The sequence below is a fragment of the Paraburkholderia sp. RL17-380-BIE-A genome, assembly GCF_046028085.1.
Lineage (GTDB): Bacteria > Pseudomonadota > Gammaproteobacteria > Burkholderiales > Burkholderiaceae > Paraburkholderia.
On record NZ_JARESQ010000005.1, the window covers coordinates 283,026 to 306,623 of the forward strand.

Consider the following 23,598-nt stretch of genomic DNA (forward strand, 5'->3'; position numbering starts at 1 on the left):
TCCAGCATTCAAGGTTGAGCGTGATGCAGCGCCGTCACGAATTCGACGACGACGCCCGGCGCGAGCGCCACGAAGAGTTGCGCCTGAGCTTCCTGCGGGCCCATCTGCGGCACATGCGCCGTTTGATAGTCCACGCCGTGCGCACGCAGGCGGCCGAGTAGCGCCTGCCATTCGGCGGCGCTCTCCATGCGGAACGCGATGTGATCGATACGCGGCGCCATCCTGCCGGCAGCGGCAGGCACCGTCGCGTCGATCAGATGAATCAGCGGGCTGCCGTTTGCATAGAGCCAGTAGCCGTCGACCGAAAACGGCGGACGCGCGCCCTCGGTCAGCCCGGCGACATCGACGAAGAGATGTCGGGCGGAATCGAGGTCGGCGGTGACGATCGTCGCGTGATCGAGGTGCATGGTTCGGGCGGCATCAGGGATTTCGATGCTGGGATTGTCGAGGACACGCGTCGATTTGATAATTGGCGTAGCATTTGAAGCATTTTCAAATCTGATTTGAAAGAACTGCCATGGACAACCTCGGTGACATTCGCCTGTTCGTTGAAGCGGCGCAGCAGGGCAGCCTGTCGGCGGCGGGCCGCAAGATGGGTCTGACGCCGGCCGCCGCCAGCGCGCGCCTCGCCAAGCTCGAAGCCGGCCTCAAAGCGCGCCTGTTCGAACGCACCACCCGTCAACTCCGACTCACCGACGAAGGCCGCCTGTACCTGAATTGCTGCCGTCAGGCGCTGCAATCGCTCGACGACGCCGAAGCCGCCCTGCAAGCCGGCCAGGGCGTGGTGCGCGGCAAGGTGCGGGTGTCGGCCACCTCGGACTTCGGCCGCAATCTGCTGATGCACTGGCTCGACGAATTCAACGCGCTCTATCCGGAAGTGACCTTCGCGCTGACGCTCTCGGATTCGCTGTCGAATCTGGTGCAGGAGGATATCGATCTGGCGATCCGCTTCGGCGTGCCGCAGGACAGCTCGCTGGTCGCCCGCAAACTGGCGCCGAACCGCCGCGTGCTGTGCGCGTCGCCGGACTACATCGCACGCAAGGGCGAACCGAAGGATCCGCACGATCTGGCGAATTTCGACTGCATCGTGCTCGGCACCGCATCCGGGCCGGTGAACGAATGGCGCTTCACGCGTGGCGACGAGGTGCAGCACTACACCGTGCCGTTCGAAACCGCCCGCGAGACCAACGACGGCGCGGTGGCCCGCGAATGGGCGCTGCGCGGTTACGGCATCGTGATCAAGTCGATGTGGGACGTGGAAGCCGACCTGCGCGCCGACGGCCTGAAAATCCTGCTGCCGGAATGGCGTTATCCGGATGCACCACTGCACGCGCTCTACCATCGCAACCGCTTCATGGCGCCGCGTGTGCGCGTGCTGCTCGATTTCCTGAGTGAACGCTTCGCGCGGGTGTCGGATGAACTGGAAGGGTTGCTGGGCTTGCCGCCTGAGCCGGCGGGCCGCAAGGCGGCCGCGGAAACCGCATCGCGCGAAGGGCTATAATATTGAGCTACGCTGCAAACGTGCCCCGAAACCCGCCCGCCAGTGGCCGAAAGCGCCGCCACTCGGCCCGCGCGCACGTTTCGCCCCTCTTCACCTTTTAAACGACGCCCCCAGGTTAACCACTGCGACCGGCGAAATTCGATGACCAAGAAAGTTTATGTAAAAACCTTTGGCTGCCAGATGAACGAGTACGACTCCGACAAAATGGTCGACGTACTCGGCGCGGCTGAAGGACTCGTCAAGACCGACACGCCGGAAGACGCGGACGTCATTCTGTTCAATACGTGCTCGGTGCGCGAAAAGGCCCAGGAAAAAGTTTTCTCCGACCTCGGCCGCGTGCGCGAGCTGAAAGAAGCGAATCCGAATCTGATTATCGGCGTGGGCGGCTGCGTGGCGAGCCAGGAAGGCGCGTCGATCGTTGCGCGCGCACCGTATGTCGATCTGGTGTTCGGCCCGCAAACGCTGCACCGTCTGCCGCAAATGATCGACAAGCGCCGCGAAAGCGGCCGCGCGCAAGTGGACATCACGTTCCCGGAAATCGAAAAGTTCGATCACCTGCCGCCGGCTCGTGTGGACGGCCCGAGCGCATTCGTGTCGATCATGGAAGGCTGCAGCAAGTACTGCAGCTATTGCGTCGTGCCGTACACGCGCGGCGAAGAAGTGTCGCGCCCGCTGGACGACGTGCTGACCGAAATCGCAGGCCTCGCCGATCAGGGCGTGCGCGAAGTCACGCTGCTCGGCCAGAACGTGAACGCCTACCGCGCCGGTCTCACGCTCGGTTCGTCGGAAATCGCCGACTTCGCCACGCTGATCGAATACGTCGCGGATATTCCGGGCATCGAACGGATTCGCTACACCACGTCGCATCCGAAAGAATTCACGCAGCGCCTGATCGACACCTACGCGAAGGTGCCGAAGCTCGTCAGCCACCTGCATCTGCCGGTGCAGCACGGCTCGGACCGCATTCTGATGGCCATGAAGCGCGGCTACACGGTGCTCGAATATAAATCGGTAATCCGCAAGCTGCGCGCGATCCGCCCCGACCTGTCGCTCTCCACGGACATGATCGTCGGCTTCCCCGGTGAGACGGAAGAAGACTTCGACAAGATGATGGCGCTCGTGCACGAGATGAAGTACGACACCAGCTTCTCGTTCATCTACAGCCCGCGTCCCGGCACGCCGGCCGCGAATCTGCACGACGACACGCCGCGTGAGGTGAAGCTCAAGCGTCTGCAGCATTTGCAGGCCACCATCGAGGAAAACGTGCAGCGCATTAGCGATTCGATGGTCGGCAAGATCGAGCGCATTCTGGTCGAGCGCCCGGCGCGCAAGGACCCGAATGAACTCGCGGGCCGCACCGAAAACAACCGGGTGGTGAATTTCCCGGCGCCGGTCGCGTCGCACGCGCGGCTGATCGGCCAGATGGTGGACGTGAAAATCGTCAAAGCGTACCCACATTCGCTACGTGGCGAGCTCGTGCTGGTGCATGACGACGCACCGGCCACGACCCACTGAGCGACGCCAACCCGCGACGCAAATCCGCGAAGCAACCCGCGTATCGAAACCGACAGGATCGAACCACCGCCTTGAAGACCACTCAGCAGCATCTGGAATTCACCGCACCGCGTGAAGACAACGCGCGGCTCGCCAACCTCTGCGGCCCGCTCGACGAAAATCTGCGTCAGATCGAGCAGGCGCTCGACGTGACGCTGCAACGCCGTGGCCACCGCATCACGATTCGTGGACGCGGCGCGAAACTCGCACTCACCGCGCTCGAAAAGTTCTACGACAACTCACAGAAGCCGCTGTCGGTCGACGACATCCAGCTCGCGCTCGTTGAAGTGCGTCAACCGGCACGGCATCGCGCGAACGGCAACGGACACGGCACGGAAGCGGTCGACCCGCGTTTCCCGGGCAATCCGGATCATCCGTTCGACCAGCCCGCCGACGCCGTGGACGACGACGTCGAAGAACTCGGCCCGAAGCTGTACACGCGGCGCGCGGATCTGCGCGGCCGCACGCCGGCGCAGCGCGAGTATCTGAAGCAGATCATCTCGCACGACGTGACCTTCGGCATCGGCCCGGCCGGCACCGGCAAGACCTATCTGGCGGTGGCCTGCGCGGTGGACGCGCTGGAGCGCGATCAGGTCAAACGCATCGTGCTGACGCGTCCGGCTGTGGAAGCGGGCGAGCGTCTCGGCTTCCTGCCGGGCGATCTGGCGCAAAAGGTCGATCCGTATCTGCGTCCTTTGTACGACGCGCTGTACGATCTGCTCGGCTTCGACAAGACCGCCAAGATGTTCGAGCGGCAGATGATCGAAATCGCGCCGCTCGCGTACATGCGCGGCCGCACGCTGAACCACGCGTTCATCATTCTCGACGAGGCGCAGAACACCACGCCCGAACAGATGAAAATGTTCCTCACGCGGATCGGCTTCGGTTCGAAAGCGGTCGTGACCGGCGACACGACCCAGGTCGACTTGCCACGCGGCCACAAGAGCGGTCTGATCGAAGCACAGCAGGTGCTCGCCGACGTACGCGGCATCGCGCTCACACGCTTTACGAGTGCGGACGTGGTGCGGCATCCGCTGGTCGCGCGAATTGTGGAGGCGTACGATGCGCATTCGCAGAAAACCGCCAGTCCGGCGGATTCGCGCTAATCGCCCGCAACCGCAACGAACGCAAAAAACGCAACACGACGAAACCGCATGAGCCGCGCCCCAAAACTGACGTTGAACCTGCAATTCCCCGCTGCCAAGGCCTGGCCGGAACACAAGGCGCTGCTGCCGCGCGCCACCGTGGCCGGCTGGATCAAGGCGGCGCTCTTTGCGGACGGTGAACTGACCGTGCGTTTCGTCGACGCCGAAGAAGGCCGCACGCTGAACCGCACCTATCGCGGCAAGGATTATTCGACCAACGTGCTGACCTTCGCCTACGCCGAGTCGGAAGACGATCCGGTGACGGGCGACCTGATCCTGTGCTGCCCGGTGGTCGAGAAGGAAGCCGCCGAGCAGGGCAAGCCGCTCGTCGCGCACTACGCGCATCTGCTCGTGCACGGCACGCTTCACGCCCAGGGCTACGACCACGAAGTCGAGGAAGAAGCCGAGGAAATGGAAGCGATCGAAACGGAAATCCTCGGCAAGCTCGGGTTTCCCGATCCGTACCAGTAGGCGCAGCTCAATAACGCGCCGCCAACGCCCAACTCGCACAAAAGCCCATCGTGAGCACCTCGTCCCCTGAAGCCGACACCCGAACGCCCTGCCCGGACTATCCACCGGTGCTCGGCGAATCGCGGCTGCTGACAGACGAGGAACTGCGCGCATCGCTCGATTGCACGCTGCGCGACTGGGACCGCAAGAGCGATCTATGGCTGTTCGGCTATGGGTCGCTGATCTGGAATCCCGGCCTGCCCACCGTCGAAGCAACCCGATCGCGAGTTCACGGCTACCATCGCGGACTCTATCTCTGGTCGCGCGTCAATCGCGGCACGCCCGAACAGCCCGGCCTCGTGCTCGCGCTCGATCGCGGCGGCTCGTGCACCGGCATCGCGTTCCGGCTCGCGGCCGAAGGCTCGGCGCCGCATCTCGAGGCGCTCTGGCGCCGCGAAATGGCAATGGGCTCGTATCGACCGGCGTGGCTGCCGTGCGTGCTCGCCGACGGCCGGCGCGTCGACGCGCTGGCGTTCGTGATGCGCCGTGACGTGCCGAGCTACACGGGCAAGTTGCACGACGACATCGTCAAAACCGTGTTCGGTTGCGCCAGCGGTCGCTACGGTACTACGCTCGATTACGTCAGCCGCACCGTGCATGCGCTGCGCGAAAGCGGCATGCCGGACCGCGCGCTCGAAGCGCTGCTCGAACGGTGCCGCGAGGAAAGCCGCGAGGCGGACCTGAAGGCGGGCCGGAAAGTGGGCGCGACGGCGGACGTCAAAGCTAACGTCAAAGCGGACCTCAAGACCGACCAGGAATAATCGTCACGAACGGCGCTTTTTTTCCTGGAAACGCTTTTCCGCGCGTAATCAGTTAGGATTGACCCACGCCCGCCCTTCACGGCGAAGCCGCTTCACCCCAGCTTCACTCATCGCCCAGCCGGGCAGGACACGGTCCTGCCATGTGCCTGGTGTATCCTTAATGCTCTGCAACAGCGCGCCCAGTCTTGCCGGGCGCACTACCATGAACGACACGTATCCCAGTCGACGCCATACCGACAAACCGCAGGAAAAGCGCTCACTCCTCGAGCGTCTGACCGACTTCATCTCGCCTGAGCCCGACTCGCGCGCCGAACTCCTGGAAATTCTGCAGGACGCGCACGAACGCAATTTGATCGACGCCGACTCGCTGTCGATGATCGAAGGCGTATTCCAGGTCTCCGAACTCAGCGCGCGCGACATCATGGTGCCGCGTGCGCAAATGGACGCGATCAACATCGCGGACAATCCCGCCGAATTTATCCCGTACGTGCTGGAAAAAGCGCACTCGCGCTATCCGGTCTACGAAGGCAATCGCGACAACATCATCGGCGTGCTGCTCGCCAAAGACCTGCTGCGCTACTACGCCGAAGAAGAGTTCGACGTGCGCGGCATGCTGCGCCCGGCCGTGTTCATCCCCGAGTCGAAGCGTCTGAATGTGCTGCTGCACGACTTCCGCGTGAATCGCAATCACCTCGCGGTGGTGGTCGACGAATACGGTGGCGTGGCCGGCCTGATCACGATCGAAGACGTGCTGGAACAGATCGTCGGCGATATTGAAGACGAATACGATTTCGACGAGGAAAGCGGCAACATCATCGCCTCGCCGGACGGACGCTTCCGCGTGCGCGCGCTGACCGAAATCGAACAGTTCAACGAAGCCTTCGGCACGCATTATTCAGACGACGAAGTCGATACGATCGGCGGACTGGTCACGCATCACTTCGGACGGGTGCCGCATCGGGGCGAAAAAGTCCGCCTCGACGATCTGATCTTCGAGATTCTGCGCGGCGACGCCCGCCAGATTCACATGCTGCTGGTGCGCCGCGATCCGCTCGCCGGCCAGCGCGAGCGCGAAGCGCAGCACGTGCAGACCTGATCCGGTTGCGGCCGGTTTTCTCGCCGCTTCTTCAGGTCGCTTTTCGGCTCGCTGCTTGATCCGCTTTTTGGCTCGCTGCTTGATCCGCTTTTTGGCTCGCTGCTTAGCTCCCTTTTCGACCCGCTTTTCAACCCGCTTCTCAACCCCTCACGCCGACCGCGCAACAATGGCCGACCCGATAACTTCCCGTTCGCGCCGCGGCGTGAACGCTTCCGCCGCCGAGCAAGTTCGCGGCCGCACGCTGCCTCGCTGGCACTACCTCGTCGCGCTGGCCGCCGGCGCGGCCAACACGCTTTCGTTCGCGCCGACGCCGCACGGCGGCTGGCTCGAACTCGCGATCTTCGTGTTCTTCTTCGCCTGGCTCACGCGTGCCACAGGCTGGAAAAGTGCCGCTCTGACGGGCGGCGCGTTCGGCTTCGGCAATTTCGTGACCGGCGTATGGTGGCTCTACGTCAGCATGCATTTTTACGGCGGCATGGCGGCGCCGCTCGCCGGCGCGGCCGTGGTGCTGTTCTCGCTCTATCTGGCGATTTATCCGGCGCTGGCGGCCGGTGTCTGGTCGTTCTGCGCCGGTCACGCGCGCAATGGCGCAACCGCGGACGACACGCCTTTCTCACCCACCTGGCACGGCGCGCTCGCGTTCGCGAGCGCATGGGCGATCGGCGAATGGCTGCGCGGTACGGTGTTCACGGGCTTTCCGTGGCTTGCCAGCGGTTACGCTCAGGTGGACGGCCCGTTCGCCGGCTTCGCACCGGTGGCGGGCGTATACGGCGTCGGCTGGATGCTGGCGCTGGTGGCTGCGCTGATCGTGCAGGCGCTGCTGCCGCTACTTCGCTCGCGCAAGCCGCGCGGCAACGCCAACGGCGAAGCCGGCAGCAACGCCGCCAAGCCGGATGCGGCGCGCGTCGCCGCGCCTGGCGCGATCGCGCTGGCGCTGATCGCCGCCGGCCTGCTGCTGCCGCTCGTGCAATGGACTGTGCCGGCCAACGCGCCGCTGACCGTGCGCCTGCTGCAAGGCAACGTCAAACAGGAAATGAAGTTCGAGGAATCCGGCATGCGCGCCGCGATCGACCAGTATCAGCAGATGATCACCTCGAAGCCGGCCGATCTGATCGTCACGCCGGAAACCGCCATTCCGGTGCTCGCGCAACAATTGCCGGCGCCCTTCGCGTCGGCGGTGCGCAACTTCTCGAACACGACGGGCAGCGCAATCCTGTTCGGCGCGATCGGCGGCACGATCACACCGGAGGGCCAGGTAATCGACTATACGAACAGCCTGTTCGGCGTCACGCCCGGCACGCGCGACGTCTATCGCTACGACAAACACCATCTCGTGCCGTTCGGCGAATTCGTGCCGTGGGGCTTCCGCTGGTTCGTCAACCTGATGAGCATCCCGCTCGGCGATTTCTTCCGAGGCGCGCCGGTGCAGAAGCCGTTCATGGTCCACAACCAGCCGGTCGCGGTGGACATCTGCTACGAGGATATTTTCGGCGAAGAGATTGCGCGGACCATTCGCGAAAGCGACACGCCCGCCGGGGTGTTGGTGAATTCGACCAATCTGGCCTGGTTTGGCGACACGATCGCGCTCGACCAGCATCTGCAGATCGCGCGCATGCGTTCGCTGGAAACCGGCCGCCCGATGCTGCGCGCGACCAACACCGGCATGACCGCCGCGATCGATGCCAACGGCAAGGTGCTCGGGCGCCTGCAACCCTACACGGTCGGCTCGCTCGACCTCACGGTGCAAGGCACTTCCGGCAGCACGCCGTATGTCACGAGCGGCAACAACACCGTGCTGGCGGTTTCACTGTTTCTGCTGGCGTTCGGCTTTGCGTTCGGGCCGGGTATCAGGCGTCGAAAGAACGGCAAGCAGTAAGACGCCGGCCTAGTTGACGGGCACCGTATCGATGAACGACTGGCGCAGCGAGAGCTTCTGGAAGTGTTTGTCCAGATTCGGGTACGGCTCGCGCCAGTTCAATTCGGGCATGCGGAAATCCAGATAGCCCAATGCACAGCCCACCGCGATGTCGGCGAGCGTGTAGTGATTGCCTGCGCACCAGGTCTTGCTGCCCAATCCCTGCGCCATTGCGATAAGGGCTTCGTCGATCTTGCGCTGCTGGCGGGCGACCCACGCGTCCACGCGCTGCTCCGGCGCGCGCTGCGTGCCTTCGAGGCGAATCAGCACCGCTGCGTCGAGCACGCCGTCGGCGAGCGCTTCCCAGCAGCGCACCTCGACGCGCTCACGTCCCGACTGGGGAATCAGCTTGCCGACCGGCGACAGCGTATCCACGTATTCGCAGATCACCCGTGAGTCGAACACCGCTTCGCCATCTTCCATGACGAGGCACGGCACCTTGCCGAGCGGATTGAAGGTGTGAATCCGGGTGTCCGGCGCCCAGACATTCTCGGGCACCAGTTCGTAGTCGATCTTCTTGTCGGCCAGCACGATGCGCGCTTTGCGCACGAAGGGGCTGGCGAGCGAACCGATGAGTTTCATCATTACCATCTGCCTTTTCCTGAATCCGGCGAAAGTATAAGTGCTCGGCGGCTTTAGCGAGCGTTCACGCGCGTCGTGGCGACGCTTCGCGAGCCGCATGCAGCCTCGCTGTGGGCGGGTTGCAACGGCGCCGCGGACACCTTCGCCCCCGCTCGCGTCAGTATCCCGCGCAAAATAACTCCGTGCATGGGCGCTACAATCGCACGATGAACCAGCCGACCGAACCCACCATCGCCATCGACGTCTACCGCACGCGCCGTGAGCGCGTACTCGCCGCGCTTCGGGCGGCGGGCGGCGGCGTCGCCATCGTCCCCACCGCACCGGAAGCGCTGCGCAACCGTGACGCCGATTATCCTTATCGGCACGACAGCTATTTCTACTACCTGACCGGCTTCACGGAACCCGAGGCGTTGCTGGTGCTCGACGCCAGCGCCGCGCCCGGCGGGCCGGCTTCGGTGCTGTTTTGCCGCGAGAAGAATGTCGAGCGCGAGACGTGGGAAGGTTTCCGCTTCGGCCCGGACGGCGCGCGCGCGGCATTCGGTTTCGACGCGGCGTTCGCCGTCGGCGAAATCGATACGCAGCTGCCGCGTCTGCTCGCCGACAAACCGGCGCTGCACTATGCGCTCGGCACCTCGCCGCAACTGGACGAACGGGTGCGCGGCTGGCTCGACGCGGTGCGCGCTCAGGCGCGCGGCGGTGTCGCCGCACCGGCCGCCGCCCACGATCTCGTTCCGTTGCTCGATGACATGCGGCTCATCAAGGACGACCACGAACTCGCCATCATGCGCCGCGCCGGGCAGATCTCGGCCCACGCGCATCGTCGTGCAATGGCCGCGTGCCGTCCCGGCGTGCGTGAATATGAACTCGAAGCCGAACTGCTCTACACGTTCCGCAAATTCGGCGCGCAGGCACCGGCTTATACGTCGATCGTCGCCGCGGGCGCGAACGCCTGCGTGCTGCACTACCCGGCGGGCAGCGCCATTGCACAGGACGGCGACCTGATCCTGATCGACGCGGCCTGCGAACTCGACGGCTACGCCTCCGACATCACGCGCACCTTCCCCGCGAGCGGCCGCTTCACGCCGGCGCAGCGCGAGCTGTACGACATCGTGCTGGCCGCGCAGCAGGCCGCCATCGACGCCACCCGCGCCGGCGCCACCTTCGACGACCCGCACCAGGCCGCCGTGCGCGTGCTGTCGCAGGGCTTGCTCGACACCGGCATCATCGAGCGCGCAAAGTTCGCCTCGGTAGAAGACGTGATCGCGGAGCGCGCCTACGCGCCTTTCTACATGCACCGCACCGGCCATTGGCTCGGCATGGACGTGCACGATGTCGGCGACTATCGCGAACGCGGCGCGCCGCGCGACGAAGCGGGCGCGTTGCCGTGGCGCACGCTGCAGGCATCGATGACGCTGACCATCGAGCCCGGTCTGTATATCCGGCCGACCGAAGGCGTGCCCGAGCGCTACTGGAACATTGGCATCCGCATCGAGGACGACGCCGTCGTCACGCCCACCGGCTGCGAGCTGATGACGCGCGAAGTGCCGGTCGCCGCCGACGAGATCGAAGCGCTGATGCAGGAAGCCCGCGCGGCTCGCGAAACAAGCAAGTAATAGGGAAGTAATCCGCAATGAACGATGTTTCCCAGTCGACGGTGATCCTGAAGCCCGCCGCGGCCGGCCAGCCTTTCGATTTCGACGTGACGATCGTCGGCGCCGGTCCGGTCGGGCTGGCGCTGGCCGGCTGGCTGGCGCGCCGCAGCGCGACACGGGAGTTGAAGATCGCGCTCGTCGACGCGCGCGAGCCGGAAGATTCGATCGCCGATCCGCGCGCCATCGCCGTGTCGCACGGCAGCCGGATGATCCTGGAGCCGCTGCGCTGGCCCGCCGACGCGACCGCGATCCAGCGTATCCACGTCTCGCAGCGCGGCCACTTCGGCCGCACGCTGATCGACCACAGCGAGCACGGTCTGCCGGCGCTCGGCTACGTGCTGCGCTACGGCTCGATCGTCCACGGTCTCGCCGAGGCGGTGCACGCCACCTCCGTGCACTGGTTCCGCTCCACCTCGGCCGGAGCGCCGACGCAGGAACGCGACGGCGTCACGCTGCCGATCGAAACCGCGGGCGTCACGCGGCAGTTGCGCACGCGCATTCTGGTGAATGCCGAAGGCGGCCTGTTCGGCGACCAGAAGTCAGGAAAAGGCCCAGTCAAACGGAACGACCAGGGAGCCGGCGTGAATGTGGGCGAGCACGCCGGCCACCATGAGAACGGCGAAACTCGTGACAACCGAGCCGCCGGCATCGAGGCGACAAGCGCCGGTCAGCAAACCGGCCGGAACGGCGCGGCCGCACGGCGCGCTGGCCGAGCCGCGGTCGAACCGGGCTCGCGGGACTACGGCCAGACCGCACTCGTCGGCACGGTGACCGTGTCGGCGCCGCAACCGCACGTCGCGTGGGAGCGCTTCACGTCGCAAGGTCCGATCGCGTTGCTGCCCATGGGCGGCGTGCGCGGCGCCGATTACGCGCTGGTCTGGTGCTGCGCGCCCGAGGAAGCCGCGCGCCGCGCGCAGCTCTCCGACGAAGCCCTCCTCCAGGAACTCGGCGCCGCGTTCGGCGACCGCATGGGCCGTTTCACGCATATCAAGGGGCGCGCGTCGTTCCCCTTGGGACTGAACGCCGTGGAAACGCTCGTCAACGGGCATATCGTCGCGATCGGCAACGCGGCGCAGACGCTGCATCCGGTAGCCGGTCAGGGCCTGAATCTGGGACTGCGCGACGCACACTCGCTCGCCGACGCCCTCTCGGCGGAAGGTCCGACGCCGCTCGCGCTGGCCACCTTCGCGCAACGCCGCGCGCTCGACCGCCGCATGACGATCGGCGCCACCGACACCCTCGCGCGTCTCTTCACCATCGACTTCGCGCCGCTCGCGATCGTGCGCGGCCTCGCCCTGACCGCGCTCGAATTCCTGCCACCGGTGAAAACCGCGCTGGCACGGCAAATGATGTTCGGACAACGCCGCTAGGCGCGCTGCTCGCCCGCGCCGCGCCGCCTTTTTGCTACACGCGGAAGGTGCCGCGCGGGCGGCGCCGGTTCTATGAAACGGCGCACTTTCATAGAAGATTTAATGGGTTACGACAGACACATGTCGGGTGTCGGCTATCCGTTAACGCTAAAATAGCGGTTTTCCCTCGCATTTCGCGAGTGCTCCGATTGACAGAAACTGAGTAATCGGCCGCGCGCGCGTTCACGTCATGCCCACTCTCGGCTCCCACAATCTGCGTAATAACCTGTTCGTCGCGCCCATGGCCGGCGTGACCGACCGTCCGTTCCGCCAGTTGTGCAAGCGGCTGGGCGCGGGCTATGCGGTGTCGGAAATGGTCGCCTCGAACGCGCAGTTGTGGAAAAGCGAGAAGACCATGCGGCGCGCCAATCACGCGGGCGAGGTCGAGCCCATCGCCGTGCAGATCGCCGGCGCCGATCCGGCCATGATGGCCGAAGCGGCCCGCTACAACGTGGCGAACGGCGCGCAGATCATCGACATCAACATGGGCTGCCCGGCCAAGAAGGTGTGCAACGTGGCGGCGGGTTCGGCCCTGTTGCAGAACGAGCCGCTGGTGCAGCGCATTGTCGAGGCGGTGGTCGGGGCGGTGGGCGTCGGCCCCGACGCGGTACCCGTCACGCTCAAGATCCGCACGGGCTGGGATCGCGAGAACAAAAATGCGCTGAACGTCGCGCGTCTGGCCGAATCGGCCGGTATTTCGATGCTGACCGTGCACGGCCGCACGCGCGCCGACCTGTATCACGGCGACGCCGAATACGAGACCATCGCCGCGGTGAAAGCGGCGGTGCGCATTCCGGTGGTCGCCAACGGCGACATCACGTCGCCGCAAAAAGCCCGCGAGGTGTTGGCCGCGACCGGCGCCGACGCCATCATGATCGGCCGCGCCGCGCAGGGGCGCCCGTGGCTGTTCCGCGAGATCGAGTATTTCCTGCAAACGGGTGAATTGCTGCCGCCGCCGCGCATCGACGAAATCCAGCAGGTGATGAACGAGCATCTCGAAGACCACTACGCCTTCTACGGCGAATTTACGGGCGTGCGCACTGCGCGCAAGCACATCGGCTGGTACACTCGCGGCCTTTCTGGCGCCAACGTGTTCCGGCATCGCATGAATACGCTGGACACCACGCGCGAACAACTCCTCGCCGTCAACGAGTTCTTCGACGCACAAAAGGCGATCTCCGACCGCCTCGTCTATGTCGACGAAACGCTCAACCCGGGCGAGGACCCAACCGACCGACTAGCAGCATGAGCAAGAACAATATCGAACAATCTGTCCGCGACAGCCTGGGGATATATTTCCAGGACCTCGACGGCTCCAATCCGCACGACGTCTACGATATGGTGATTTCGTGCGTGGAAAAACCCCTGCTCGAAGTGGTGCTCGAGCAGGCCGGCGGCAATCAGTCGCTGGCCGCCGAGTATCTCGGCATCAACCGCAATACGCTGCGCAAGAAGCTGCAACAGCACGGTTTGTTGTAGCGCGTTGTAGTTTCTTGCGCCCTGCCACGTTTCCCTTCGGCTTTTCGTCTTCATCATGATCAAGCAAGCGCTCATCTCCGTTTCCGACAAGTCCGGCATCGTCGACTTCGCCAAATCGCTGTCGGACCTCGGCGTCAAGATCCTGTCGACCGGCGGCACCGCGAAACTGCTCGCGGACGCAGGTCTCTCCGTCACCGAAGTCGCCGATTACACGGGCTTCCCGGAAATGCTGGACGGGCGCGTGAAAACGCTGCATCCGAAGGTGCACGGCGGCATTCTGGCGCGCCGCGACCTGCCGGAACACATGGCAGCGCTTGAAAAGCACGACATTCCGACCATCGACCTGCTGGTCGTGAATCTGTACCCGTTCGTGCAGACCGTGTCGAAAGAAGAATGCTCGCTGGAAGACGCGATCGAGAACATCGACATTGGCGGCCCGACCATGCTGCGTTCGGCCGCGAAGAACCATCGCGACGTGACGGTGGTGGTCGATCCGGCCGACTACGCGGTCGTGCTCGACGAGATGCGCGCGAACAGCAACGCCGTGTCGTACAAGACGAACTTCCGCCTCGCCACCAAAGTGTTCGCGCACACCGCGCAATACGACGGCGCGATCACGAACTACCTGACGAGCCTGACCGACGAGTTGCAGCATTCGTCGCGCAACGCTTACCCGGCCACGTTCAACCTGGCGTTCAACAAGGTGCAGGACCTGCGCTACGGCGAAAACCCGCATCAGAGCGCGGCGTTTTACCGCGACCTGGCGGTGCCGGCGGGCGCCCTGGCGAACTACAACCAGTTGCAGGGCAAGGAACTGTCGTACAACAACATCGCGGATTCCGACGCAGCGTGGGAATGCGTGAAGACCTTCGACGTGCCGGCGTGCGTGATCGTGAAGCACGCGAATCCGTGCGGCGTGGCAGTCGGCGCGGACGCCAACGAAGCGTACGCGAAGGCGTTCCAGACCGATCCGACCTCGGCGTTCGGCGGCATCATCGCCTTTAACCGCGAAGTGGATGAGGCGGCGGCGCAAGCGGTGGCCAAGCAGTTCGTCGAAGTGCTGATCGCCCCGTCGTTCAGCGCCGCAGCGCGCCAGGTGTTCGCGGCGAAGCAGAACGTGCGTCTGCTCGAAATCGCGCTGGGCGAAGGCCATAACGCTTTCGATCTGAAGCGCGTAGGCGGCGGCCTGCTGGTGCAGTCGCTCGACTCGAAGAACGTGCAGCCGCGCGAATTGCGCGTGGTCACGAAGCGTCACCCCACGCCGAAGGAAATGGACGATCTGCTGTTCGCCTGGCGCGTGGCGAAGTACGTGAAGTCGAACGCCATCGTGTTCTGCGGCAACGGCATGACGCTCGGCGTCGGCGCGGGCCAGATGAGCCGCGTGGACTCGGCGCGCATTGCGAGCATCAAGGCGCAGAATGCCGGCTTGACGCTGGCGGGTTCGGCCGTGGCGTCGGACGCGTTCTTCCCGTTCCGCGACGGCCTCGACGTGGTGGTGGCGGCGGGCGCGACCTGCGTGATCCAGCCGGGCGGCTCGATGCGCGACGACGAAGTGGTCAGCGCGGCGGACGAACATAACATCGCGATGGTGCTGACGGGCGTGCGTCACTTCCGGCATTGATTTCAGATTCGCGGGCGGCGCAGGTTTCTTGATGAGACTGCGCCGTGTGGCGAGAACTGAGCTTGGAAAGACGGCCTGGCGGATTCTCCGCCGGGCCGTTTTCTTTGGCGCGGCGTTTGTGGCGGGTATGCGCCGCGTTCGTTGCGTCTTCATGCCGTTTCGATGCCGTGCGTGTGCCGTGCTTGTGCCGTGCGTGTGCCGTGCTTGTGCCGTGCGTGTGCCGTGCTTGTGCCGTGCTTGTGCCGTGCTTGTGCCGTGTTAGCACCGCGCTCGTACAGCATAATCGCCGCCCCTTCACGCACCGCTCAGTCGTCCACTTCCTTTCTCGTATAACCTCCGCTCACCTCCGCGTGCTGGCTGATATAAGTGCCGAGCCCCTGCCCACGCCGCGCAAGACGCTTGAGCGCGGCAACGTGCCATTCGCCGACACTCGCTTCCGTGTACCAATACACAACCCCCGGCCTGAAGCGGACCGCGACAAAATCGTCGCCGATTTCATAAGCCTCGACGCCCGAGTCGCCGCTGAGATTCCGATAGCGCTCCATTCGCAAACACCTCCCCCACGCCGCCTTACACCACACACAGCAGTTTTTATTCCGCTGACATCGCCGCGCGCCGTCCGCCGCGCAGCGCGTGTGTTGTAGTATCGCAAGCACCTGGTTTTTACCGCTCCTGCGGCACCTCATGAGAATTCTCGGCATCGACCCCGGCCTGCGCGTGACCGGCTTCGGCGTGATCGACCAGAGCGGCCACACGCTCAGCTATGTCGCGAGCGGCGTCATCAAAACCGCCGACGCCGACCTGCCCTCGCGTCTGGGCACCATCTTCGAAGGCATTTCGACGCTCATCCGCCAGCATTCGCCGGATCAGTCAGCAATCGAAAAAGTGTTCGTCAACGTCAACCCGCAGTCCACCTTGCTGCTTGGCCAGGCGCGCGGCGCGGCCATCTGCGGACTGGTCGCGGGCGGCGTGCCGGTTGCCGAATACACGGCCCTGCAATTGAAGCAGGCTGTGGTGGGCTATGGCCGCGCCACCAAGGAGCAGATGCAGCAGATGGTGGTGCGCCTGCTCAATCTCTCCGGCGTACCCGGCACCGACGCCGCCGACGCGCTCGGCATGGCGATCTGCCACGCGCACGGCGGCACGACACTGAGCACGTTGGGCGGCATCGCACCTTCGCTGGCCAAGAAAGGTTTGCGCGTGAGACGCGGACGCCTGGTCGGATAGCGGCCGATGCGGCATCGCGCATATCAACCGCGATTGCGCATGACTCGCAGGCCACTCGCCGCTCACTCGCTGCGCTACACTCGCCCTTTCTCTCAAGATTGAATTCGCCATGATCGGTCGCATTGCCGGCGTTCTGCTGGAAAAAAACCCGCCGCATCTGCTCGTCGATTGCAACGGCGTCGGTTACGAAGTCGATGTGCCGATGAGCACGTTCTACAACCTGCCCTCGGCCGGCGAACGCATCGTGTTGCTCACGCAGATGATCGTGCGCGAAGACGCGCACCTGCTCTACGGATTCGGCACCGCGGAGGAACGCTCGACCTTCCGCGAACTGCTGAAGATCTCCGGCATCGGCGCGCGCATGGCGTTGGCGGTGCTGTCGGGCATGAGCGTTCACGAGCTCGCACAAACCGTCACGATGCAGGACGCGGCGCGTCTAACGCGCGTGCCGGGCATTGGCAAGAAAACGGCGGAGCGGCTGCTCCTCGAACTGAAGGGCAAGATCGGCGCCGACCTTGGGGCGATGGCGGGCGCAGCGTCGGCATCCGACCACGCCTCCGATATCCTGAACGCACTGCTCGCATTGGGTTACTCCGAAAAAGAAGCATTGGCGGCCGTCAAAAACGTGCCGGCCGGCACCGGTGTTTCCGAAGGCATCAAGCTGGCGTTGAAGGCGCTGTCCAAGGGCTGACGTTCGACCGTCGTATTCGGCAGCGAGGCAACGAGTGAAGCTTCGCACATGCCGGCGAGCCGCGCATCCTGGCCATTCGGCCGAGTTTCGCGGCGAGCGGCTCGCGGTACAATGTCCGCATGATCGAAACCGACAAACTCGCCGCCGAGCGCATCATCGCGGCCACGCCCGTCTCGCCGAACGAAGAAGCGTTCGAGCGCGCGTTGCGCCCGCGCCAGCTCGAAGAATATGTCGGGCAGGAAAAAGTCCGCGGCCAGCTGGAAATCTTTATCGAGGCCGCCAAACGCCGCTCCGAATCGCTCGACCACGTCTTGCTGTTCGGGCCGCCGGGCCTCGGCAAGACCACACTCGCGCACATCATCGCGCGGGAAATGGGTGTCAATCTGCGGCAAACGTCGGGGCCAGTGCTTGAGCGCGCCGGCGACCTCGCCGCGCTGCTCACCAATCTCGAAGCCAACGACGTTTTGTTCATCGACGAAATCCATCGGCTCTCGCCGGTTGTCGAGGAAATTCTGTATCCGGCGTTGGAGGATTATCAGATCGACATCATGATCGGCGAAGGGCCGGCCGCGCGCAGCGTGAAGCTGGACTTGCAGCCGTTCACGCTGGTCGGCGCGACCACGCGCGCGGGGATGCTGACCAACCCGCTGCGCGACCGCTTCGGTATCGTGGCGCGGCTCGAGTTTTATAACGCCGAGGAGCTGGCGCGCATCGTCACGCGTTCTGCGTCGTTGCTCAATGCGCAGATCCATCCGGACGGCGCGTTCGAGATCGCCAAGCGCGCACGCGGCACGCCGCGGATCGCGAACCGCCTGCTGCGGCGCGTGCGCGACTTCGCTGAGGTGAAGGCAGACGGCAACATCACCGCGCAGGTGGCCGACGCCGCGCTCAAGATGCTCGACGTGGACGCGGTCGGCTTCGACCTGATGGACCGCAAGCTGCTCGAAGCGATCCTGCACAAGTTCGACGGCGGCCCGGTCGGCGTCGATAATCTCGCAGCCGCTATCGGCGAAGAGCGCGACACGATTGAAGACGTGCTCGAACCGTATCTGATCCAGCAAGGCTTCCTGCAGCGCACGCCGCGCGGCCGCGTCGCCACGCTGCTCACCTACCGGCATTTCGGCCTTGCCGCGCCCGACTCGTCGAGCGCCCTGCCAAGCCTGTGGGACTCGGCCGCGACCTGAGCCGACACGCGTAGCGCGAGACCGAATCAGGATGTCCGACCAAACCAGCCAGCCCAACTCGCGTAGCGGTTTCTCGCAGTTTCTCACCCGCAGGCTCCGCTCGAAGCTGGCAGCCGGTGTCACGCATCTGACCAGCGGCAGCGGCCCCACGCTCGACTATTCGTCGCCTCCGGGCGACCCCGGCCTGTTCGGCCCGCATTCGGTTTGCTGGAAAGTCCACGCCGATTTCACGTCGATGATGACGGGCGGCATCAGCGCGCTCCTGCTCCAGGCGTTGCATCCGCTCGCGCTCGCCGGCGTGTGGGACCATTCGACGTTTCGCACCGACATTCTCGGCCGACTGCGGCGCACCGCGACTTTCATCGCGGGCACGACGTATGGCAATCGGCACGACGCGCTCGTGCTGGTGGAGCGTGTGAAGCGCATCCATCTCGGCGTCAGCGGCGTTGCGCCTGACGGCCGGCCATATCGCGCGAGTGAGCCAGCGCTGCTCACATGGGTGCATGTCGCCGAAGTGTCGAGCTTCATGACCGCGCATTTGCGCTATGTGAATCCGCTGCTGCCCATGGCCGCGCAGGATCAGTACTTCGCCGAAACCGCACGGATTGCCGAAATGCTCGGCGCGACCAACATTCCTCGCTCGCGAGCGGAGATCGACGCTTACTTGCTGGCAATGCAGCCTGAACTTGTGGCAAGCGAGCGCACACGTGAAGTCGTGAGGATTTTGATGAACACGCCCGCCCCGAGTGCGTCGATGCGGCCCGCCGGCGTGTTGATGCTCAACGCCGGCGTCGACCTTCTGCCCGATTGGGCGCAGGCGATGTTGGGACTACAGCGCTACGCGGCACTGCGCCGTGCGGTGGCGAGGCCCGGCGTGCGGCTGGTCGCGCCGGTGATCCGCTGGGCGCTGGTGAACGGCGTGTCAAAGCGGGCGCGCCGCCGGGTGGCCGCGGGTGGGCGCGAGCCGGAATAACGCAGCCGGACGCGGCTCGCACGAGCGCAAACAACTCACGTCGGCATGTTGAGTCTCGCCGATGGAATATGTGCGCAAACCGCGAGCCGATGGTCAGCTCAGCGAACGGCGCGGCACGCTTGCAAGCTGACTCACGCGGATGGGATATGCGTGCAAACCGCCGCGCCGATGGCCAGCTCAACGAACCGCGCACGGCACGCTTGCAAGCTGACTCACGCGGATGGGATATGCGTGCAAACCGCCGCGTCGATGGCCAGCTCAGCGAACCGCGCACGGCACGCATGCAAGCTGACTTGCCAACGGTCGGCAACGCCAATGCGCACCGGGTTCGCGAACGGTCCAAGTCGGCCGCCGCGCAAACTCACACCACCCAACCGGGCACGCGCCGATCAACGCCCCGGCTCTGCCGGCTTCCTGAAGCTGTCGTCCTCGCTCGGCGAATCGAGATGCGAGACATCCGCCCATGCCACGATCGTCGCGTGGCCGTCGCCGAAATCCACCGTGTTCACGCTCGTGTTCAGCAACGGGTAGTCACGCGGCGCATCGAGCGATAGACCGCAGGCAAAGCGCCGCACGCAATCAAGCACGCCACCATGCGCGACGCAGGCAATCCGCCCGCCAGGATGCGCGGCCACCAGCGGTTCGATCGCGTGCAGCACGCGATGGTAAAGCGCGCGTTGCGACTCACCATCCGGCGGTGAGAAGCCGGGATCGCGAGTTTGCCAGTGCGCGTATTCGTCGGGGAAACGCAGCGCGATCTCGTCGCTGTCATGGCCCTGGAAAGCGCCATACGAACGCTCGCGCAGGCCTTCGCGCAACTGCAGCGGCAAGCCCAGTGTGTCGGCGACCGGCTGCGCGGTTTGCTGCGCGCGTTGCAGGTCGCTCGAATAGATCGCGTCGAGCCGCGCACCCTGCTTCGCCTCATGGGCGAAGCGGCGCGCGAGTCGTTGCGCCTGTGCGAGGCCCGTGGTCGCAAGCGGAATGTCGATGTGGCCTTGAATGCGCTTGATGCGGTTCCAGTCGGTCTCGCCGTGCCGGATGAACAGAATCTGCGTCGTCATGGGATGAAAGTGGGCGCCATTGGCCGGTTATGCCGAGCCGCTATTGTCGCAAAAAGCGGCTGGAGGGCTGAAAGGTCGCTGCGTGCCGCAGCACGCATGCGGGAACGACGGCAGAAGATCAGGCGTTGGTCTGCAGCCAGAACGTGACCGGCCCGTCGTTGACGAGCGACACCTGCATATCGGCGCCGAATTCGCCGGTTTCGACGATCGGATGTTTCGCGCGCGCTGCCGCGACGAAATAATCGAAGAGGCGCTTGCCTTCATCCGGCGGCGCGGCCGGCGTAAAGCTCGGACGCAGGCCGCTGTTGGTATCCGCGGCCAGCGTGAACTGCGACACGAGCAGCAGGCCGCCCGCGCGCCCGGCGCCGTCGAGATTTTGCACGGAGAGATTCATTTTGCCGGCCGCGTCGCTGAAGACGCGGTAGCCGAGCACCTTGGCGAGCAGCCGGTCGGCCGCCGCCTCGGTATCGCCGCGTTCGGCGCATACCAGTGCCAGCAGGCCGGCCTCGATCGCGCCGGTCACCCGGTCGGCCACGCGCACTTCCGCGCGCCGCACGCGTTGAATCAGCGCGATCATCGGTTCGACGCCAGAGGCGATACTCGACTCATCATGCCGTCAGCGTGACGCGGGCAAAACGGCGTTTGCCGACTTGCACGACGTACTCGCCGGCTTCGACTTTCAGGCCCTTGTCCGACACGGTCGTGCCATCGATCTTCACACCGCCCTGCTCGATGTTGCGCAGCGCTTCGCTCGTCGACGGCACGAGGTTGGCCTGCTTGAGCAACTGGCCGATCGCGAGCGGTGCGCCCGCGAGCGTCACGGCCGGGATATCGTCCGGCACGCCACCCTTCGCACGATGGTTGAAGTCTTCGAGCGCGCGTTCGGCGTCGGCTTGCGAGTGGAAGCGCGCAACGATTTCCTGGCCGAGCAACACCTTGAAGTCGCGAGGATTACGGCCTGCTTCGATTTCCTTCTTGAAGCCGGCGATTTCTTCCATTGGCCGGAACGACAGCAGTTCGAAGTAACGCCACATCAGCACGTCGGAAATGCTCATCAGCTTGCCGAACATGTCGGTCGGCTTTTCGCTGATGCCGATGTAGTTGTTCTTCGACTTCGACATTTTCTCGACGCCGTCCAGCCCTTCGAGCAGCGGCATCGTCAGAATGCACTGCTGTTCCTGGCCGTATTGCTTCTGCAATTCACGGCCGACCAGCAGGTTGAACTTCTGGTCCGTGCCGCCGAGTTCGAGGTCCGCATTCAGCGCGACCGAGTCGTAGCCTTGCATGAGCGGGTACAGGAACTCGTGGATCGAGATCGGCACGCCGCCCTGAAAACGCTTGGTGAAATCTTCGCGTTCCAGAATCCGCGCCACCGTGTAGCGCGACGCGAGCTTGATCATGCCGTCGGCGCCGAGCGGCATCGACCATTCGCTGTTGTAGCGAATCTCGGTCTTGTCGCGGTCGAGCACGAGCGCGGCCTGCTCGAAATACGTCTTGGCGTTCGATTCGATCTGCTCGCGCGTGAGCGGCGGGCGCGTGGCGTTACGGCCCGACGGATCGCCGATCAGCGACGTGAAATCGCCGATCAGAAAGATCACCGTGTGGCCGAGATCCTGCAACTGGCGCATCTTGTTCAACACGACCGTGTGGCCGATGTGGATGTCCGGCGCGGTCGGATCGAGACCGAGCTTGATACGCAGCGGCTTGCCCGTCGCCGCGCTCCTCGCGAGTTTTTGCGCGAATTCGTCTTCGATCAGCAGTTCATCGACCCCGCGCTTGGTGACGGCGAGGGCGTGACGGACTTCGTCGGTGATCGGGAAGGCAGGGCTGGGCTTGGTGGACTCGGTGCTCATGCTGGAAACTTGAAGTCGCGAAAAAAGGAGATTGTCCCATAGATGCGCGCCGCCGCGCCCATCGACGCAGCCGCAGGCGGGCCGCGGACACGCGATTTCCGCGTCCGGCGCCGTGCCGCCGGCATTGCTGCGCTTTATATTCGGCCGCGCTTCACCCGATAATCTGCTACAACGGATCGCAACGAACCATCGAGAGGAGCAGCAACGTGGCGCAAGACCCCGCAGACGGCGTCTACTTTGGATTGATGTCCGGCACGAGCATGGACGGCGTGGACGGCGTGGCCGTCAGGTTCGCGCAAGGCAAGCCGCCCGTCGTGCTGGCCGAAGCATTTGTCGGCTTTGCCGCGGGCCTGCGCGAGGCATTGTTCGCGCTCCAGCAACCCGGAGACAACGAGATCGAGCGCGAGGCGCTGGCCGCCAACGCACTCGCCACGCGTTACGCGGTGTGCTGCCACGAACTGCTGCACGGCAGCCGCGTACCCGCCGCGGAGGTGCGCGCGATCGGCGTGCATGGGCAGACGGTGCGGCATCGGCCGGAAAAGGGTTACACGCGGCAAATCAACAACCCGGCGCTGCTCGCGGAAATGATGCATATCGACGTGATCGCCGATTTCCGCAGCCGCGACGTGGCGGCCGGCGGCCAGGGCGCGCCGCTCGTGCCGGCGTTTCACGCCACCGTGTTCGGCGCGAAGAACGAAACACGGGTGGTCTGCAATCTCGGCGGGATCAGCAATATCACGATTCTGAACGCGACCGGCAGCGTGCGCGGCTTCGATTGCGGGCCGGCCAACGCGCTGCTCGACGAATGGGCGCAACGCCATCTGGGCAAACCATTCGACGAAAATGGCCATTTCGCGGCGGGCGGCCAGGCGGATCGCACGCTGCTGAACGCCCTGCTCGACGAGCCCTTTTTCAGCCAGCAGCCGCCGAAAAGCACCGGCCGCGACCTGTTCAATGCGCAATGGCTCGACGCGAAGCTGCAGCCGTTCGCCGCCCTCGCCCCAGCGGACGTTCAAGCGACGCTGGTTGCGCTTACCGCGGTGACGGTCGCGCGCGAAATCGAGCGGCATGCGTCGGACGCGCGAGCGGTCTATGTGTGCGGCGGCGGCGCGCGCAATCCGGAGATTTTGCGGGCCTTGCAGCAGGCGCTGGAGGACAGCGGTGTCAGCGGCGTCCCCGTCATGACGACCGATGCGCTCGGCGTGCCGCCGAGCCAGGTGGAGCCACTGGCGTTCGCGTGGCTCGCGATGCGCTGCGTGGCGCGTCGTCCGGGCAATTTGCCGGCGGTGACGGGCGCGTCCGCCGAGCGCGTACTCGGGGCAATCTACCCGCGTTGAGCGCGGCGCAGATTTTAGCGCAGGCGATAAAAAACGGGGCCGAAGCC

The 23,598-nt window shown here is 64.9% G+C and carries 23 protein-coding genes; 17 read left to right on the top strand and 6 right to left on the bottom strand.

Annotation, left to right across the window (positions count from 1 at the left end; translation table 11 throughout):
- Positions 1–8: 8 nt before the first annotated feature.
- Positions 9–407, bottom strand: a complete 399-nt coding sequence (locus P0D68_RS10855; RefSeq protein ID WP_408301249.1) for a VOC family protein — start codon at positions 405–407, stop codon at positions 9–11.
- Positions 408–517: 110 nt separating this feature from the next.
- Between P0D68_RS10855 and P0D68_RS10860 the strand changes: the two genes are divergently transcribed.
- The 7 genes from P0D68_RS10860 (at position 518) to lnt (ending at position 8,443) form a co-directional block, all read left to right on the top strand.
- On the top strand, positions 518–1,501 hold the full coding sequence (locus P0D68_RS10860; protein WP_091799252.1) for a LysR family transcriptional regulator: 984 nt from the start codon (positions 518–520) through the stop codon (positions 1,499–1,501).
- A gap of 141 nt (positions 1,502–1,642) precedes the next feature.
- Complete coding sequence (gene miaB, locus P0D68_RS10865) at positions 1,643–3,016, top strand: tRNA (N6-isopentenyl adenosine(37)-C2)-methylthiotransferase MiaB (RefSeq protein ID WP_091799250.1); 1,374 nt, start codon at positions 1,643–1,645, stop codon at positions 3,014–3,016.
- 71 nt (positions 3,017–3,087) lie between these two features.
- Positions 3,088–4,161 (top strand): PhoH family protein, encoded by a 1,074-nt coding sequence (locus P0D68_RS10870; RefSeq protein ID WP_408186174.1) that lies wholly within the window; start codon positions 3,088–3,090, stop codon positions 4,159–4,161.
- A gap of 48 nt (positions 4,162–4,209) precedes the next feature.
- The gene (gene ybeY, locus P0D68_RS10875; protein ID WP_091799244.1) at positions 4,210–4,671 is read left to right on the top strand and encodes an rRNA maturation RNase YbeY; all 462 of its coding nucleotides are present in this window, start codon (positions 4,210–4,212) and stop codon (positions 4,669–4,671) included.
- A 50-nt stretch (positions 4,672–4,721) separates the two neighbouring features.
- Positions 4,722–5,471, top strand: a complete 750-nt coding sequence (locus P0D68_RS10880; RefSeq protein ID WP_408301245.1) for a gamma-glutamylcyclotransferase — start codon at positions 4,722–4,724, stop codon at positions 5,469–5,471.
- Between the two features lie 202 nt (positions 5,472–5,673).
- Positions 5,674–6,567, top strand: a complete 894-nt coding sequence (locus P0D68_RS10885; protein ID WP_408186172.1) for a CorC family transporter — start codon at positions 5,674–5,676, stop codon at positions 6,565–6,567.
- 166 nt (positions 6,568–6,733) lie between these two features.
- Positions 6,734–8,443: an apolipoprotein N-acyltransferase gene (gene lnt, locus P0D68_RS10890; RefSeq protein ID WP_408301243.1), complete on the top strand. Its 1,710-nt coding sequence runs from the start codon at positions 6,734–6,736 to the stop codon at positions 8,441–8,443.
- A 9-nt stretch (positions 8,444–8,452) separates the two neighbouring features.
- On the opposite strand, the gene P0D68_RS10895 is transcribed toward lnt, so the two are convergent.
- The gene (locus P0D68_RS10895; protein WP_408186170.1) at positions 8,453–9,067 is read right to left on the bottom strand and encodes a glutathione S-transferase C-terminal domain-containing protein; all 615 of its coding nucleotides are present in this window, start codon (positions 9,065–9,067) and stop codon (positions 8,453–8,455) included.
- Positions 9,068–9,270: 203 nt separating this feature from the next.
- Between P0D68_RS10895 and P0D68_RS10900 the strand changes: the two genes are divergently transcribed.
- The 5 genes from P0D68_RS10900 to purH all read left to right on the top strand — a co-directional run bounded on the left by P0D68_RS10900 (position 9,271) and on the right by purH (position 15,225).
- The gene (locus P0D68_RS10900) at positions 9,271–10,677 is read left to right on the top strand and encodes an aminopeptidase P N-terminal domain-containing protein (RefSeq protein ID WP_408301241.1); all 1,407 of its coding nucleotides are present in this window, start codon (positions 9,271–9,273) and stop codon (positions 10,675–10,677) included.
- 17 nt (positions 10,678–10,694) lie between these two features.
- Positions 10,695–12,086 carry a UbiH/UbiF/VisC/COQ6 family ubiquinone biosynthesis hydroxylase gene (locus tag P0D68_RS10905; RefSeq protein ID WP_408301239.1) on the top strand — a complete coding sequence of 464 codons (1,392 nt, stop codon included), beginning with the start codon at positions 10,695–10,697 and terminating at the stop codon, positions 12,084–12,086.
- 229 nt (positions 12,087–12,315) lie between these two features.
- Complete coding sequence (gene dusB / locus P0D68_RS10910) at positions 12,316–13,374, top strand: tRNA dihydrouridine synthase DusB (protein ID WP_408301237.1); 1,059 nt, start codon at positions 12,316–12,318, stop codon at positions 13,372–13,374.
- The gene (locus P0D68_RS10915) at positions 13,371–13,604 is read left to right on the top strand and encodes a Fis family transcriptional regulator (RefSeq protein ID WP_006049915.1); all 234 of its coding nucleotides are present in this window, start codon (positions 13,371–13,373) and stop codon (positions 13,602–13,604) included. The genes dusB and P0D68_RS10915 overlap by 4 nt, the downstream gene beginning before the upstream one ends.
- A 55-nt stretch (positions 13,605–13,659) precedes the next feature.
- Positions 13,660–15,225 carry a bifunctional phosphoribosylaminoimidazolecarboxamide formyltransferase/IMP cyclohydrolase gene (gene purH, locus P0D68_RS10920; RefSeq protein ID WP_408301235.1) on the top strand — a complete coding sequence of 522 codons (1,566 nt, stop codon included), beginning with the start codon at positions 13,660–13,662 and terminating at the stop codon, positions 15,223–15,225.
- Between the two features lie 305 nt (positions 15,226–15,530).
- On the opposite strand, the gene P0D68_RS10925 is transcribed toward purH, so the two are convergent.
- Complete coding sequence (locus P0D68_RS10925) at positions 15,531–15,770, bottom strand: hypothetical protein (protein WP_408301233.1); 240 nt, start codon at positions 15,768–15,770, stop codon at positions 15,531–15,533.
- Between the two features lie 139 nt (positions 15,771–15,909).
- On the opposite strand from P0D68_RS10925, the gene ruvC reads away from it, so the two are divergent.
- The 4 genes from ruvC to P0D68_RS10945 all read left to right on the top strand — a co-directional run bounded on the left by ruvC (position 15,910) and on the right by P0D68_RS10945 (position 19,300).
- The gene (gene ruvC / locus P0D68_RS10930; RefSeq protein ID WP_007180437.1) at positions 15,910–16,452 is read left to right on the top strand and encodes a crossover junction endodeoxyribonuclease RuvC; all 543 of its coding nucleotides are present in this window, start codon (positions 15,910–15,912) and stop codon (positions 16,450–16,452) included.
- Positions 16,453–16,561: 109 nt separating this feature from the next.
- Complete coding sequence (ruvA, locus tag P0D68_RS10935; protein ID WP_091799214.1) at positions 16,562–17,143, top strand: Holliday junction branch migration protein RuvA; 582 nt, start codon at positions 16,562–16,564, stop codon at positions 17,141–17,143.
- Between the two features lie 119 nt (positions 17,144–17,262).
- Positions 17,263–18,327, top strand: a complete 1,065-nt coding sequence (gene ruvB, locus P0D68_RS10940; RefSeq protein WP_095418265.1) for a Holliday junction branch migration DNA helicase RuvB — start codon at positions 17,263–17,265, stop codon at positions 18,325–18,327.
- A gap of 31 nt (positions 18,328–18,358) precedes the next feature.
- Positions 18,359–19,300, top strand: a complete 942-nt coding sequence (locus P0D68_RS10945; protein ID WP_408186167.1) for an oxygenase MpaB family protein — start codon at positions 18,359–18,361, stop codon at positions 19,298–19,300.
- 389 nt (positions 19,301–19,689) lie between these two features.
- Here the strand turns inward: P0D68_RS10945 and P0D68_RS10950 are convergent, their stop codons facing one another.
- The 3 genes from P0D68_RS10950 to tyrS all read right to left on the bottom strand — a co-directional run bounded on the left by P0D68_RS10950 (position 19,690) and on the right by tyrS (position 22,214).
- A complete protein-coding gene (locus tag P0D68_RS10950; RefSeq protein ID WP_091799205.1) occupies positions 19,690–20,361 on the bottom strand; it encodes a histidine phosphatase family protein in 672 nt (223 codons plus the stop codon).
- A gap of 118 nt (positions 20,362–20,479) precedes the next feature.
- Positions 20,480–20,938: a D-aminoacyl-tRNA deacylase gene (gene dtd / locus P0D68_RS10955; protein WP_134457836.1), complete on the bottom strand. Its 459-nt coding sequence runs from the start codon at positions 20,936–20,938 to the stop codon at positions 20,480–20,482.
- A 31-nt stretch (positions 20,939–20,969) separates the two neighbouring features.
- The gene (gene tyrS, locus P0D68_RS10960; RefSeq protein ID WP_408301230.1) at positions 20,970–22,214 is read right to left on the bottom strand and encodes a tyrosine--tRNA ligase; all 1,245 of its coding nucleotides are present in this window, start codon (positions 22,212–22,214) and stop codon (positions 20,970–20,972) included.
- Positions 22,215–22,420: 206 nt separating this feature from the next.
- Between tyrS and P0D68_RS10965 the strand changes: the two genes are divergently transcribed.
- Positions 22,421–23,551 carry an anhydro-N-acetylmuramic acid kinase gene (locus P0D68_RS10965; RefSeq protein ID WP_408301228.1) on the top strand — a complete coding sequence of 377 codons (1,131 nt, stop codon included), beginning with the start codon at positions 22,421–22,423 and terminating at the stop codon, positions 23,549–23,551.
- Positions 23,552–23,598 lie beyond the last annotated feature (47 nt).